12 protein-coding genes are annotated in these 14902 nt (G+C 32.6%); 10 read left to right on the top strand and 2 right to left on the bottom strand.

Annotation, left to right across the window (positions count from 1 at the left end):
• Positions 1-6 precede the first annotated feature (6 nt).
• The 6 genes from AST99_RS11620 to AST99_RS11595 all read left to right on the top strand — a co-directional run bounded on the left by AST99_RS11620 (position 7) and on the right by AST99_RS11595 (position 8048).
• Entirely contained in the window at positions 7-1416 is a 1410-nt protein-coding gene (locus tag AST99_RS11620) for an efflux transporter outer membrane subunit (protein ID WP_057782004.1), read from the top strand.
• Between the two features lie 294 nt (positions 1417-1710).
• Complete coding sequence (locus AST99_RS11615; protein WP_198151503.1) at positions 1711-2595, top strand: SMP-30/gluconolactonase/LRE family protein; 885 nt, start codon at positions 1711-1713, stop codon at positions 2593-2595.
• Between the two features lie 636 nt (positions 2596-3231).
• Positions 3232-4647 (top strand): alkaline phosphatase, encoded by a 1416-nt coding sequence (locus AST99_RS11610; protein ID WP_057782002.1) that lies wholly within the window; start codon positions 3232-3234, stop codon positions 4645-4647.
• 684 nt (positions 4648-5331) lie between these two features.
• On the top strand, positions 5332-6363 hold the full coding sequence (locus AST99_RS11605) for a sensor histidine kinase (protein WP_057782001.1): 1032 nt from the start codon (positions 5332-5334) through the stop codon (positions 6361-6363).
• A 6-nt stretch (positions 6364-6369) separates the two neighbouring features.
• The gene (locus tag AST99_RS11600) at positions 6370-7119 is read left to right on the top strand and encodes a LytR/AlgR family response regulator transcription factor (RefSeq protein ID WP_057782000.1); all 750 of its coding nucleotides are present in this window, start codon (positions 6370-6372) and stop codon (positions 7117-7119) included.
• A 140-nt stretch (positions 7120-7259) separates the two neighbouring features.
• Entirely contained in the window at positions 7260-8048 is a 789-nt protein-coding gene (locus AST99_RS11595) for a hypothetical protein (protein ID WP_157486373.1), read from the top strand.
• A gap of 169 nt (positions 8049-8217) precedes the next feature.
• Here AST99_RS11595 and AST99_RS11590 read toward each other — a convergent pair whose 3' ends face one another.
• Complete coding sequence (locus AST99_RS11590) at positions 8218-9426, bottom strand: helix-turn-helix transcriptional regulator (RefSeq protein ID WP_057781998.1); 1209 nt, start codon at positions 9424-9426, stop codon at positions 8218-8220.
• 484 nt (positions 9427-9910) lie between these two features.
• Here AST99_RS11590 and AST99_RS11585 point away from each other — a divergent pair, with 484 nt between their 5' ends.
• The 3 genes from AST99_RS11585 (at position 9911) to AST99_RS11575 (ending at position 12847) form a co-directional block, all read left to right on the top strand.
• The gene (locus AST99_RS11585; protein WP_146035196.1) at positions 9911-10165 is read left to right on the top strand and encodes a hypothetical protein; all 255 of its coding nucleotides are present in this window, start codon (positions 9911-9913) and stop codon (positions 10163-10165) included.
• A 97-nt stretch (positions 10166-10262) separates the two neighbouring features.
• Positions 10263-11261: a metal-dependent hydrolase gene (locus tag AST99_RS11580; RefSeq protein ID WP_057781996.1), complete on the top strand. Its 999-nt coding sequence runs from the start codon at positions 10263-10265 to the stop codon at positions 11259-11261.
• 173 nt (positions 11262-11434) lie between these two features.
• Entirely contained in the window at positions 11435-12847 is a 1413-nt protein-coding gene (locus tag AST99_RS11575; RefSeq protein ID WP_057781995.1) for a CotH kinase family protein, read from the top strand.
• Between the two features lie 82 nt (positions 12848-12929).
• On the opposite strand, the gene AST99_RS11570 is transcribed toward AST99_RS11575, so the two are convergent.
• Positions 12930-13829 carry an EamA family transporter gene (locus tag AST99_RS11570; RefSeq protein ID WP_057781994.1) on the bottom strand — a complete coding sequence of 300 codons (900 nt, stop codon included), beginning with the start codon at positions 13827-13829 and terminating at the stop codon, positions 12930-12932.
• A 219-nt stretch (positions 13830-14048) separates the two neighbouring features.
• Between AST99_RS11570 and AST99_RS18990 the strand changes: the two genes are divergently transcribed.
• Entirely contained in the window at positions 14049-14876 is an 828-nt protein-coding gene (locus AST99_RS18990; protein ID WP_069727842.1) for an FKBP-type peptidyl-prolyl cis-trans isomerase, read from the top strand.
• The last annotated feature ends 26 nt before the right edge of the window (positions 14877-14902 follow it).

Genomic DNA, 14902 nt, shown 5'->3' with positions numbered 1-14902 from the left:
TCAGACATGACATTTAAATCATTAACATATTATATATCCGTAACAGTCATCATTCTAACGTTAAACTCGTGTGGTGTGGTTACTAAGAAATACGAAACGCCTGACGATGAATTTGCAGCGCAATATAGAGATACATTAGTGCAAGACACTACATCTATGGCGACTTTATCTTGGAAGGAAATTATAAGAGATAGTACTTTACAAGACTTAATTGAAGAAGGCTTACAGAACAACCTTAATTTAAAGTCGGCTATAGAGAATATAAACCAAGCGCAAGCGAGTTTAGTAGAAGCAAAATTAGCATTTCTACCAAGTTTGGAAGGTAATGCTCAGATTACACGATCTAAAACGTCTCAGGCCTCGTTAAATTTAGGAGGAATAACAGGTGTAAATTTAAATACAACCTCTCATGTCGGACAATTAACGAGTAGTTGGGAGCTTGATGTTTGGGGTAAATTACGTAGTAATAAGCGATCTGTTGTTGCGTCGTTTTTAAAATCTCAAGCAGCCACTAGAGCAGTACAGACACAACTTATTTCTGATATTGCCATAGGGTATTATAATTTGCTGGCATTAGATGCGGAATTAAAAATTACAAAGGAAACCCTTGCAAACCGTATAGGCGATCAAGAAACTATGGTGTACTTAAAACAATCGGCAGTAGTTGATGGTGCTGCTGTGGTTCAAAGTGAGGCGAGTAGATACGAAATAGAAACATCTATTCCTGATATTGAAACCAGTATTTTAGAACAAGAGAATGCACTTTCAATTCTTTTAGGGCGTGCTCCTGGAGCTATAGAACGTACGTCTTTAGAAAACCAAACAGCGTATTCCGATTTAAAAATAGGGATTCCTTCAACTTTACTTAGAAATAGACCAGATATTCAAGAAGCAGAAATGACGTTTAGAGGGGCTTTTGAAGATGTAAATATGGCTAAAACCTATTTTTATCCATCTTTAACGCTTACAGCTAATGGCGGATTATCATCTTTAAGTTTAACAGATTTTTTCGATAATTCTGTGTTTTATAATTTAATAGGAGGTTTAACCCAACCCATATTTGCTAATGGCGAAAACAAAGCCCGATTAAAAATTAATAAGTCAGTACAACAACAGGCCTTTTACGATTATAAGTTAGCCTGGTTAACAGCAGGAAGTGAAATTTCGGATGCGTTATTTCTATATAAAAAAGCTAAAGAAAAACAAGCGTCTCGAACGCTTCAAATTTCAGCATTAGAAAAATCTGTAGATTTTACAGAGGCGCTTTTAGAATATTCGTCATCGACTAATTATACCGATGTATTGACGACAAAAAACAGTTTGCTATCTGCTCAAATTAATGGCGTGAGTGATAAGCTTCAAGAATTACAAGCTGTTATTCAGTTGTACCGAGCGCTTGGTGGTGGTTGGCAATAAATCAATAAGGCTATATGTTATTACATGCAAAAATTGAGGTTTTATACCATCGATAAAATTGACACTTTCATATAGCCAACACACCAAAACATCTATTATGTAAAACAAAGAAAGGGAATAATTTTATTTTTGTATTGTTCGATTAAAGCCAAAGTTTTTTGTGTATTCATAAAAATATGAGTTGGAAAAAGTATTGACTATTTGAATAAATGTTACGGAGCATAATTTGTAAAACTTTCTAATAAAACATACAATATGAAACATTATATTTTAATCATTGGCCTTTTATTTCTTTTGTTTTCTTGTAACCAAAGTAAATCGGAAGGCACAACTCACCAAGATAATTTTACTCAAGAGAAAAAGGAATCACCTGTAGTTTTTAAATTAGAAAAACTAGCAAGTGGCTTTCATTGGGGAGAAGGACCGGCTTCAGATGAGGAGGGAAATATTTATTTCACAGATGTTCATCAAAGTAAAATTTTAGTTTGGACCACTGATGAAGAACTTGAGGTTTTTCGTGAAAACAGTAATGGTGCCAACGGATTGTTTTTTGATAAAAACGGAAATTTAATTACTTGCGAAATGCAATCTGGTCAAATTACCTCCACTAGTAATTTAGGCGAATATAAAGTTATAGCTTCTACATATAATGGAGTGTCTTTTAATGAACCCAATGATTTATGGCTGGATGATAAAGGAGGAATCTATTTTACAGACCCAAAATACGGAAGACATGCCAATGAACTTTCGCAAGATGGTATGCATGTCTATTATATAAGTTCAGATCATAAAAAAGTGACTCGTGTTATTGATGATTTAGAAAAGCCAAATGGCCTTGTAGGAACATCAGATGGGAAAATACTTTACGTTACAGATGCGCAAGGCGGCAAAACATACCGATATGATATTCAGGAGGATGGTTCGTTACAAAACAAAACACTTTTTGTTGAATTTGGTTGTGATGGGATGACTATTGATCAGGAAGGAAATGTTTATTTAAGTACAAATGGAAGGGATGCTGTAGATATATTTTCACCTTCCGGCACTTTGCTTAATTCTATTCCTGTTTCAGAAAGAGTTGCAAATATGTGTTTTAGTAAAAAAGATAACACTCTATTGTATATCACAGGGAAATCATCACTTTATAGAGTAAAAATTGATGGCGTTTTTCATCCTTGAAACAAGTAAAGCAAAATAATGAACAAAAGATGTTGATTAACAAATCTGTGTGATTAACGTTTTTCTTTTAAGTTGATTACAAATAAACTTTTAGATGTTTAATTTGTTTTTATGTGCTAAAAGATATCTTTAAGGAGTTAATAACACAGAAATACAATAAGGTCAATAGTAGTTGTCTAATCTATGCACTGCATATCATTTAAGCCCGTCTTTTCATAAAAAGAATGTAACCCACCATATTATTCTAGTTTATCTAACACGCGATAAATAGTTGTTTTTTTTAACTTAGAATCGAGTTGATCAATTAATTGTTTTGCCGAAATTGCTTTATGACCTTGATGGAATGTGTTAGCAAAGTTTCTACCTTTTTTATTTTTCTTATCATTCCCATAACACAATTGTAATGTAGCTTAGTTGCTATAAAAGGTTTTTGTTTATATTTGCAACTCGGTTGCATTAATATATGGTGTTTACAAAACAAAAATCAGACAAATTAGAAGCTATCGCTAGTGGACTTTGCCTTATTCATAGTGTGGTCATACCATTTTTATTTATTGTTCAAAATTGTTCTGTTGCTGGGTGTAGTGATACTCCGGTAGGGTTACAACTAATTATTAATCATATTACCATATCAAAATGAACAGAAGAAATTTTTTTAAAAAAGGATCGTTAGTTGCATTAGGATCAACACTATTACATCCTTTTGATAGTCTAGCGAACGAAATTGGCTATGACACTACAGCTAAATATAAAAAGGCAAAAAATATAATTATTATTGTTAGTGATGGTATGAGTATAGGGACCTTGAATATGGCCGATTTGTATTTGTCTAGAAAAACAGGTAAAGGTTCTAATTGGTTAAGTTTATATAAAGAAAACAAAGTGAGTAGAGCACTTATGGATATGGCTTCTGCAAGTTCTATTGTTACCGATTCTGCTGCAGCGAGTTCATCTTGGGGTGGTGGTGTGAGAATTGAAAATGGTGGTTTAAATATTAGTAAAAGTGGGGAAGCGCATTTTCCTATTTGGCAAAAATTTAAAAAAGCGGGGAAAAAAGCTGGTTGTGTAACAACAGTTCCCATTACTCATGCAACTCCTGCGGGTTTTTGTGTGAATTCTAAATCTAGAAATGCTCAAGAAGATATTGCTGAAAAATATTTAGAACATAAGTTTGATGTGATGATGGGAGGAGGAGATGATTATTTTGCTTCCAATAAAAGAAAAGATAAAAAAGACATGTATCAAGAATTTATGACTAAAGGCTATCAGGTTGTAAACACAAAACAAGCGATGTTTTCGGCGGAAACAAATAAACCTATTTTAGGTGTTTTTGATGACAATGCACTTCCGTATGCTATAGATAGAAAAAATAGTAAAGAACTAACTCAAAAGATACCAACACTTGCAGAGATGACCAAAAAAGCCATAGAGGCTATGAAAAACCATGACCAAGGTTTTGTATTACAGGTTGAAGCTGGTAAAGTGGATTGGGCAGCCCATGGTAACGATATTGCTGGATTAATACATGACCAAATAGACCATGATGAGGCCATACAAGTTGCTATGGATTTTGCTGAACAGGATGGCGAAACTTTAGTTATTATAACGACAGATCACGGTAATGCAAACCCTGGCGTTATTTATGGAAGTAAAGCCAATGCTAATTTTGATTCTATTCAAAATTATAAACACACTAACGAATGGGTTTTAAATGGTATTGGTAAAGAAACTTCTATTTCTCAAATAAAAGAACGCATACATTATGCCAATACTATAGCGCTTACCAACGAAGAATGTAAACAACTATTAGATTATTATAAAGACATACCTACCGCTAATGGGTTGTATAACCCAAAACACTTGCCTTTTAATCTTTTGGCGACCATGCAAAAACTGCATAATTCAGTCGGATGGATAAGTATGCAACACTCTGCAGATTATGTAGAATTAGCTATGTATGGTCCCGGAAGTCAGCTTTTAAAACCGTTTATAAAGAATACCGATTTACATTACTTGATGCTTGAAGCTGCTGAGGTTGAAAATTCTTTTTAATAAAGCGAGCTATCAAGCAATTACAACGATTTACAGCGGCTTAAACACAGCCTGCAAAGGGGGCTGGTATAACATATTTACTTTTTTTCTTCTACATCATTAAGGGGCACAATAGCAGGAAGTGAAATTTCGGATACGTTATTTCTATATAAAAAAACTAAAGAAAAACAAGCGTCTCGAACGCTTCAAATTTCAGTATTATAAAAATCTGTAGATTTTACATAGGCGCTTTTAGTGTATTCATTATCGACTAATTATACCGAAGTGTTGACGACAAAAAACTGTTTGCTATCTGCTCAAATTGATGACGTGAGTGATAAACTTCAAGAATTACAAGCTGTTATTCAGTTATACTTAGCGCTTGGTAACAATTAACCACTAGTTCTATAGTTATCACATGTAAAAATTGAGGGTTTATACCATCGATAAAATTGACACTTTCATATAGCCAACACACCAAAACATCTATTATCTAAAGAAAAGAAAGTAAATGTTTTTACCTTTGAAGTATTCATCTGAAGTTCATATAAATGGAAGCCTATGGCATCTAAGCTTGAAATTTTAGATGAATACGTTACAGGTAAAGGAAAATATGGAGTGTTTTTGATTCTAATATCTGGATTTTATTATATGTTTTAAATCGTAAAACATCTTTTAAATGGTGTTTGTTTAAATAAAAATCTAATGCACAAGAATAAATATATTGTCATATTTTCTCACATTCTAGTTTGGTTAGTCCTTTTTAGTATGCCTTACTTCCTGTCTTATCAGCAAGAGCGAGATATCAATAGAATCATTGCGCACTTTTGGTTACCCTTAGTGTTTTATGCCATGATTTTCTATTTAAATTTTTTCTATTTTATAGATAAGTATCTGTTCACAAAAAAAACGATACATTTTATTATCATAAACGTAATTTTTATAACGTTTTTCCTGGTTTTTAAAGAACTTATCGAAGCAGCTTTCTTTAAAGAATTAGTAGAAAATGATCTTAGAAAAGAAAATGGCAAACCACCGTTCGAAATGTTTATTTACATGCAAATGCTATCGTATTTTGCACCTTTATTATTTTCTATAGCATTAAAAACCACTAAACGTTTGGTGGCTACAGAAGCAGAACGTAAGGAAGCAACTAACATAAAATTACAATCAGAAATACAACATTTACGTTACCAATTACAGCCACATTTCTTTTTTAACTCGTTAAACAATATTTATTCTTTAGTCGACATTTCTCCAGAGCAAGCCAAATCGACCATTCATAGCTTAAGTAAACTCATGCGGTATTTATTGTATGAAACAAATACTGAAAAGGTGCCTTTATCTAAAGAAATTGATTTTATGAAGAAGTATTTAGAGCTCATGAAATTGCGTATTTCAGATAAAACACAAGTTATTTCTACTTTTCCAGAAGGTCATAATGGCATAACAATTACACCGCTTTTATTTATATCTTTAATAGAAAATGCCTTTAAACACGGCATTTCTGCCAATAAAGAAAGTGAAATTTTTATTCATATGTCTGTAAAAGACAATGTTGTGATTTTTAAAATTGTAAATAATAATTATCCTAAGCAAACAAATGATAAAAGCGGTTCTGGTATTGGATTACAAAATCTGAGAAAACGTTTACAACTGTTATATCCGAATAAACATGTGTTTAAATCAGAGGTTGTAAATGGACGATTTTTTGTAGATTTACAAATAGAAACCTAATAGCCTATGGAAACTTTAATACTGAGTTGTGTAATTGTAGATGATGAGCCAATGGCACTTAATTTAGTTGAAAGTTACGTAGAAAAAACACCCTTTTTAGCTCTTAAAAAAAAGTGTAGTAGTGCTATTGATGCTATGGAATATCTGCAAACAGAAACTGCAGATGTTTTGTTTTTAGATATACAGATGCCCGACTTAACAGGTTTGGAATTATCAAAAATGGTTTCTAAGGACACACGTATTATATTCACTACAGCATTCGATCAATATGCTTTAGAAGGATTTAAGGTTGAAGCTTTAGATTATCTATTAAAACCCTTTGATTATGCCGAGTTTTTAAACGCAGCTAATAAAGCGAGAACATGGTTTAATTTGCTTAAAGGATCGACTTCAGATACCGTTAAAACGCCTCCAACTACAGATAAAAAAGAATTCCTTTTTGTAAAATCTGAATACAAGCAATTACGGATTAAGCTTGCCGATGTTCAATATTTTGAAGGTTTAAAAGATTACATCAAAATTTGGATAAAAGATAACCCGAAACCTATTTTAACCTTAATGAGTTTAAAATCGCTAGAAGAAGAACTTCCTTCTTCAGAATTTATGCGAGTGCATCGTTCGTTTATCGTGTCGCTTAAAAATATAGAAGTTGTAGAGCGCAGTCAGATTATAATCAATAAACAACGCATTACGGTATCAGAACAATATAAGCCTAAGTTTTTAGAGTTTATAAATCAAAACTCTTTAAACGGTTAAGACGTTTATATTTCTATTGTCCAAAAACCTCATCTTTACAATAGCCTAATTCATAGATTTAATCTTGCTATTAGTATATATTGTTTTCCCACCTTAGCAAAGCCCATTACTTTTATATTATAATAATAACACATTGTATAATGAAAGCGATCATATTTGTCCTCATGGTGTTTGGTGCTATGGGTTCTGTATATGCACATGCAGAGAAATCTCTTATTCTATTAGATACCATTTCGGTTTTTAATGACAATATTGAATACCAGGTTACAGATAGTCAGACCAATATTACCTTAAATATAAGTACAGAAGACCCAAGAACAATACAGTCTATTTTACATCACGGTCTTACAGTATATTTTGATCTGAAAGGGAAGGAGAAGAAAAAAGTAGCTATAACCTATCCGAAAGAGCCGCTAAAAATGGCAAAGAAACCTGAAGCAGCGCCTGAAAACGATTTTCAGACCGAGGCAGAGGTGATGCAAATGCGTCAGGATATAAAAACACTTGTAGATGATTATTTTTCTGAAGATGCTGTGTTTTTATGTTATGATAATACAGATTATTTTAATGTCTTGTTAAACCGTTTAGGAATTATAGCAACATATTCGTACAATGTTGAAGATGGTGTTTTAAATTATCAATTAACCTTACCTAAAGAGAAAATTAAAGAAAAGAGCAAACAAGACTTTTCTAAACTTAAAATAGGTGTTGTAACGGCACAACAGGAAAAATCGAGTACAGAAGATAGAACCGAAGATTTTGGAAGCGAACAACGTGGACCAGGTGGAAGCGGTGGAGGACCTCCTGGAGGTGGCGGCGGATCAGGCGGCGGTGGTCGTGGTGGTCAGTCTCAAGATCAACAACCTCCTATGGATGGTGATGAAAATGGACCAGTGGTAATCGATTTTTGGTTCGATGCACACATGTAGTGCATAAAATCCAAATGAATTTTAATTTGAGTTGTTTTTTAGTTTTAATAAATTGTTGAATCCAGAATTCCCAATCTTTAATAGCATTTAAAGGTTGGGTTTTCACTTTTATAAACGCTTAACTCAGAAATCAATTATAATTTCCAAGTCATTGTAAAGAAGAATGAAGTTATAGTTCTGAGCGGTTACTAATATTTAAAACTTCGTATATAATTTTTAGATGATACTTTACCGTATTTACAGAAATAAATAAATCTTCACCAATTTCCTTGTTAGATTTCCCTTGTTTTACTAAATCTATAATCTGAAGTTGTCTTTCGGTTAGATTGTAATCATTAAGGTCTAATTTAGTTTGTCCAGACTCGTTTAGTTCTTTTGTAACACGTTCAAGCTCATCACGCATGTTGTTCGTTTCAAGTTCAGCGAGTATACGTTTGTCTTTTGCACATTTATAAAAATAGCATAATAAAAGCAACACAATACTAAGGGCCACTATAAGTGCAATTAATAGATTTCTATTACGTTTTTCTTTTTCTACTTCAAGTTGTTTTCGCTTTTGTAATAGCTCTTTTTCTACTCTTAATAACTTACTACTTCTATTTGTTCCATCGTGAGCAGTAGCTAATTTTTTTACCTGTTGTACAGCTTCTATATATTTTGGGTTTTTGTAATCACCCATTTCAGAATAATAATTAATCATGTCATCATATAGTCCAAGCTCATAAGCACTTATTTGATGTTTTTTGGCATAGGCCAATCCCGTTTCAAAACTTTCTATTACTTTATCGTGTTGCCCTAAACTTTTATATAATTCTATTTTTTTACGGTATACTAGAGGAACTTGATGCGGCTCATTTTCTATTAAGGTTGCCAAAGCTTCATTTAAGTATACATCAGCCTCATTGGTATTTCCCTTGCGAATCTCCATACGTGCTAGAACCAACCAATAAAAAGACAGTGATCTTGGTCTAAAATACTTAACATCATCGTCTGAAATTTGAGATATTAATTCTGATACTTTTTCATATTCCAACAAATCAAAATAAACCAATAACTTTTCAAGTTTATATTGTGCAACAATCTCTTCTTTTCTATCTGTTTTCAGTCCAGCCTCTAGCGCTAAATCTAAATTTTCTATAGCTTGATCGTAGTTGAATAAATCTTTATAAATAAGGTATTTCTCATAATATGCTCTGCATATAGCATATGGTTTAGAATCTGGATTATGAATAATTCGTTCTTGTCGCTTAATAGAGTTTTCAAATGCTGTATTATCCACTACTGTAGGCTTCTCATCTTGAATGACATCAATAGGAGCATTACCTCTGCATAAAATGAAGGTTAAAAGAAAAAGGACATGCAAGATTTTACGAGACAAGATGAATGATTTAGGTCTAATTAGGACAAATATAGGACGTTTTTTTTAATCACAACCATTTATGGTTTAGATAAATAGCGTAAAATTTTTGTTTTTTTTAACTTTTAATACATATACTCATATTCTGAAGAATAGAATTTTAATCGTATAGGTTTATGTCCGAATGAAGAGCTTAAATCACAAACATTTTAAGTTGTTGATTATTAGGTTTATAAGGCGTGACTACCCGGTGGGTAGTGCTTAATTTTTATCCTTTTATATAAAACTACTCGCTGACTACCTTTGTAAATTTTGGATTTATTATAAAACTTAATCACATTTGAAAAGAGACAAGAAAGTCCTAATGGATTTTATGTTTTCGCTATTATTTTCTAAACTCACCAAACCAACCTTATTATGATTAAGAAATCTCATTTAATTGTTCACGATCACCGTTTTAAAATTTCATTTGATTCATTAATAGTTAATAACTCAAATGATTAATATGGAAAGCATAGTAGAAATATATACTTTAGGTATCCTTTTAGGTATGGGATTATTATACGGTGTTTATAAACTCACACAATATGCGTTCTGGATCAATCAATTATGGATCACAATTGTACTCGTAATGGTTTTTATTATAGATAGTGCAAGCATTCCATTTTTATACGTGTTAATCTATTTTGGTTATGCCTTAATTTTAATGAACATTATTGGATTTGTGTGTTTTCAGAAGAAAGTGTATTCTATAGAATAAACACGGCAGTTAAAACCTTAAGGCTTTTTATTGAGTTAATTATTTGAATAATTAATAGCGGTGATATGCATAACTTCAAGTATGTTTGTAAGTACTTATGGATTCACTTACACAAATTGTTTTAGGCGCTGCAGTTGGCGAAGCTGTTTTAGGTAAAAAAGTTGGAAACAAAGCCATGTTATATGGTGCGATTGCCGGTACTATACCAGATTTAGACGTGCTGGCTTCTCATGTAACCGATACAGTTACGGCGCTTGAAATTCATAGAGGGTTTACACATTCTATACTGTTTTCTATCATTTTTGCTCCTATTTTTGGATGGCTTGTTTCCAGATTCGAACGCTATAAAGACATAAAAGGTTGGTCTTGGTTATTCTTTTGGGCCTTCATTACACATCCGTTGTTAGATGCGCATACCACTTGGGGAACACAATTATTTTGGCCTTTAGATTTGCGAGTGGCTTATAAAACTATTTTCGTTATCGATCCGCTATACACAATACCGTTTATAATTTGTGTAATCTTAGCGATGCGTCAAAATAAAGCAGCTAAAAAACGACGCGTTTATAATAAATGGGGACTCATTTTAAGTTCAAGTTATTTAGTAATAACCGTGCTTTTAAAAGGTATTGCTTTTTCAAAATTTGAATCGGCTTTACAAGATCAAGGTATAACGTATTCAGATTTAGACACACGTCCGTCGCCATTAAATACAATTCTATGGACGGCAAATGTAGATACCGAAGCGGCATATTTAGTCGGTCATTATTCGTTTTTTGATAGCCAACCCATCTCGTTTACAAGCTATCCTAAGCATCATGAATATATAGATTCTTTTAAAGAGAATGATAAATTGCAACGCATGATTGCTATTTCTAAAGGTTGGTTTACCATTTCAAAACATAATGAAACGTTGTATTTCAATGATTTACGATTTGGTACTTTAAGCATGGAACCTCATGCAGAAAACTTTGTGTTTCAATACGAAATTAAAACCAACGCAGATCACAACATCAATTTTATTGAAACACCAAAGAACAGAGCTGATGCTAAGCATTTAATATCAGATCTTTGGTTGCGTATTCAAGGTAATTAAAGTATTATTTCCAGTCGTTTATAAGAATGATCAGTCCCCATTGTATTTCCATTTTTACCGTTTAAAGTGTAATTATGGGCATTCACTTAAAAGATAATGTACTCCGCTTAATGTTCGATTTTTACTGGATTAAAATGTTGAGATTTGCCTGACGACAAACTTTAATTTTCCGAATGAGAAAAATAACGATTACATGTTTCATAGCCATGCAATTGGTTTTTATGAATTCTTGTTCAGATGATAGTACATCATCTGATGATTTAGAGGCGGATGATAGTATTGAAATAGTAATTGACGACACCGATTTTGAAGCGACAGATTGGACCGAGGCCACACATAGTAAAGATGCCGATCCAGATTTTGATGAAGTTTTTGAAGATGAAGCTGTAAAACGTTTGGATCTTGTAATTTCTGAAGACCGTTGGAATAGCATGCTGGAAAATATGACAAGTTTGTATGGTACATTTGGTTCACATAGTAATTCTAGTTTGAGTGATTCTGATGAAGATCCAGTTTTTGTACCTGGAGAGGTGTTTTATAATGGTATAGAATGGTATCGCGTAGGCATTCGTTTTAAAGGTAATTCAAGTTTACAGTCTAGCTGGTCGGCAGGTATTTTAAAACTATCTTTTAAATTAGATTTTGATGAATTTGAAGACGATTATCCGCAAATAGACAACCAGCGGTTTTACGGATTTAAAAAATTAAGCCTGAAAAACAATTACGATGACAAATCAATGTTACGTGAAAAAGTAGCATCAGATGTTTTTAGAGACGCGGGTTTAGCGGTATCGCATACAGCATTTTACACGGTTTATGTTGATCATGGTGACGGTCCAGAATATTTTGGAGTTTATACTTTGGTTGAAGAAGTTGATGATACCGTTATAGATACTCAATTTTCTGATAATGATGGAAACCTTTACAAGCCAGACGGTGATGGTGCTAGTTTTGCTCTAGGAACATTTACAGAAGATGTGTTTGTAAAGAAAACCAATGAAGATGATGCCGATTATACAGATATTGAAGATTTGTTTACAGCTTTACACGCCGATAACAGAACAACAGATCCGGAAGCCTGGCGAGACGAATTAGAAACAGTATTTGATACCGATACATTTTTAAAATATTTAGCTGTAAATACGGTGATTCAGAATTGGGATACCTATGGAAGAATGACACATAATTACTTTCTGTATAATAATCCCGATACCGAACGCTTATCATGGATTCCTTGGGATAATAATGAAGCTTTAAAAGACGGGAATGGGCAAGGAGCAGTGGCTATAGATTTTTCAGATGTTAGTACCTCAAATTGGCCATTAATAGGTTATTTATATGCAGATGACACCTACAAAGCACAATATGATACTTATGTACAAGATACTATAGATACTTATTTTAATGTAAATACCATGCAATCTAAATATTCAACATATTCATCACTAATAGAACCTTATGCTACAGCAGAAATGGACGGATATACCTTTCTAGATTCTAGTTCAGATTTTCAAGTTGCAGTTAATGCATTAAACAGTCATGTAGTGCAACGTGCTTCAGTAGCGAGTTCATATTTAAGTAAATAGTTTTTTTTTAAGTCCTTTTAAGTTGGTTCTTAATTTTAAGCCAGTTATAAGAAATTATAGCTGGTTTTTTTATGGTTCACCATTAAGAATATAGAATTAGAAATACGCCGATTAGAATACCTGCTAAAGGCACTAATTTTTTACGTTTGTTTTGCTCTCTAAATATTAGACCTCCAATAACAACTGCTATAATAATCTGACTTCTTTTAATGGCCGATAATAGCATAATTAAAGCTTCGGGATCTTGTAAGGCTTTAAAATAAAAATAATCTGCTGTTTGTAGTAAAACTCCAACAGCCGGAATAGACCAACGAAATTTAAAAGCTTGTCTTTTTTCAGCATATGGAAACCAGTTAATGCTTAAAATTACCAACAATATAGCAACCGTGTAAAAACAAAACCAAAATTGAAGTGTTTGCGGATTTAGCGTTAAAGTTTGAATTAGAAATTTATCGTATAAACCGCTAGAAGCACCCAAGAAAGTTGCTGTAATAATAGCGAATATCCATTTGTTACGTGTAAAAACAATACCTTCTTTTTTACCGATTTTAGAATATAAAATAACAGAGCCAATAATTAAAAAAAATCCTATCCATTGATATGGATTTGGGCGTTCTTGATAAATAAAAATAGCTCCAATAAAAGTAAAAAAGGGACCTGCAGACCGGATTGGTGTAACAATGGTAATGGGTAAATGTTTTAAAGCTTGATAAGCTAACACCCACGATGCAGCCATAATGCCCGATTTTATAAAAATAAAACCATGCTTTTGCAAGGGAATAGACTCGATATAAAATCCTAAAGATTTCATGTAATCTGGATTATATTGAGATCCTAAATAGAAGGGAAGCAACAGTAAAAATCCAGAAGAAATGGTCCCTAATAACACTGGAAAAACTTCGTTTCCTTGAACCGCGTGTTTTTTACATAAATTATGTAATCCTAAAAATACGGCCGATAATAAGCCTAAATACATCCACATGGGCGCAAATATAGTTTTTTAGACATTTTATTACGCTTTACTTTTCTCTTTTATGGACAGAGGAATAAAAAATTTATAAAAATGAAATTTGTACAGGTAATCATTATTAATTTTTACACTTTTTAAATTAAAAAATAGTTAAATTTTTAACAGTTTTTCTAATGGCTAGCTACAGCATTTATATATTTTTGTTTTTATAAAATAAAAAATGAATAGTATATGAAATCAGTATGTATGGCACTTTTTGTAGTGCTTTTTGTGTCATGTAGTTCAGACGACCTCGTGTCATCTAAAGATTATACAGCAGAGAACGAACAAGAAATATTAAGTTACATATCAGCTTATAATTTAGATGCTGTAGCAACCGGTTCTGGGTTGTATTACGTAATAGATGAACAAGGAGATGGTGCTGCAATTACGTCAACATCAGATGTTACAGTAAAATATGTTGGACGATATACTGATGGAACTATATTTGATTCGTCTGAAGATGAAGCCATTTCTTTTTATTTACAATATGTGATTGAAGGTTGGCAAGAAGGTTTACCGTACTTTAACGAAGGTGGTGTGGGACAACTTATTATCCCTTCACATTTAGCTTACGGAAGCTCTGATTATAATTCTATTCCTGGTGGTTCTGTATTAGTATTTGATATTGAAATTATTGATTATGCTGCAGAAAATGAAGCAGAAATTTTAAACTATATCGCAGAAAATGACTTGGATGCACAGTCTACAGATTCTGGGTTGTATTATGTGATAGATGAGCAAGGTACAGGAGCACAACCTACAGAAACATCTTATGTAACGGTTAATTATAAAGGCTATTATTCAGATGGCGAGGTGTTTGAAGAAAATTCAGATGGGTCATCTTTTTATTTAGATAATGTGATTGAAGGTTGGCAAGAAGGATTATCGTATTTTAATGAAGGAGGAAGTGGGACATTATTAATACCTTCAGATCTAGCTTATGGACGTTATGGATCTGGTACCATTCCTGGAGGTGCAGTACTTATATTTGATATTGAATTAGTGGCGGTGAATTAAATTCACATTTTTATATAAAATACAAC

Origin of the sequence: Formosa algae (assembly GCF_001439665.1) — a bacterium.
GTDB classification, from domain to species: Bacteria; Bacteroidota; Bacteroidia; order Flavobacteriales; family Flavobacteriaceae; genus Formosa; species Formosa algae.
Note: the sequence above shows the minus strand (reverse complement) of the source record. Positions and strands in the feature narration are given on the sequence as shown.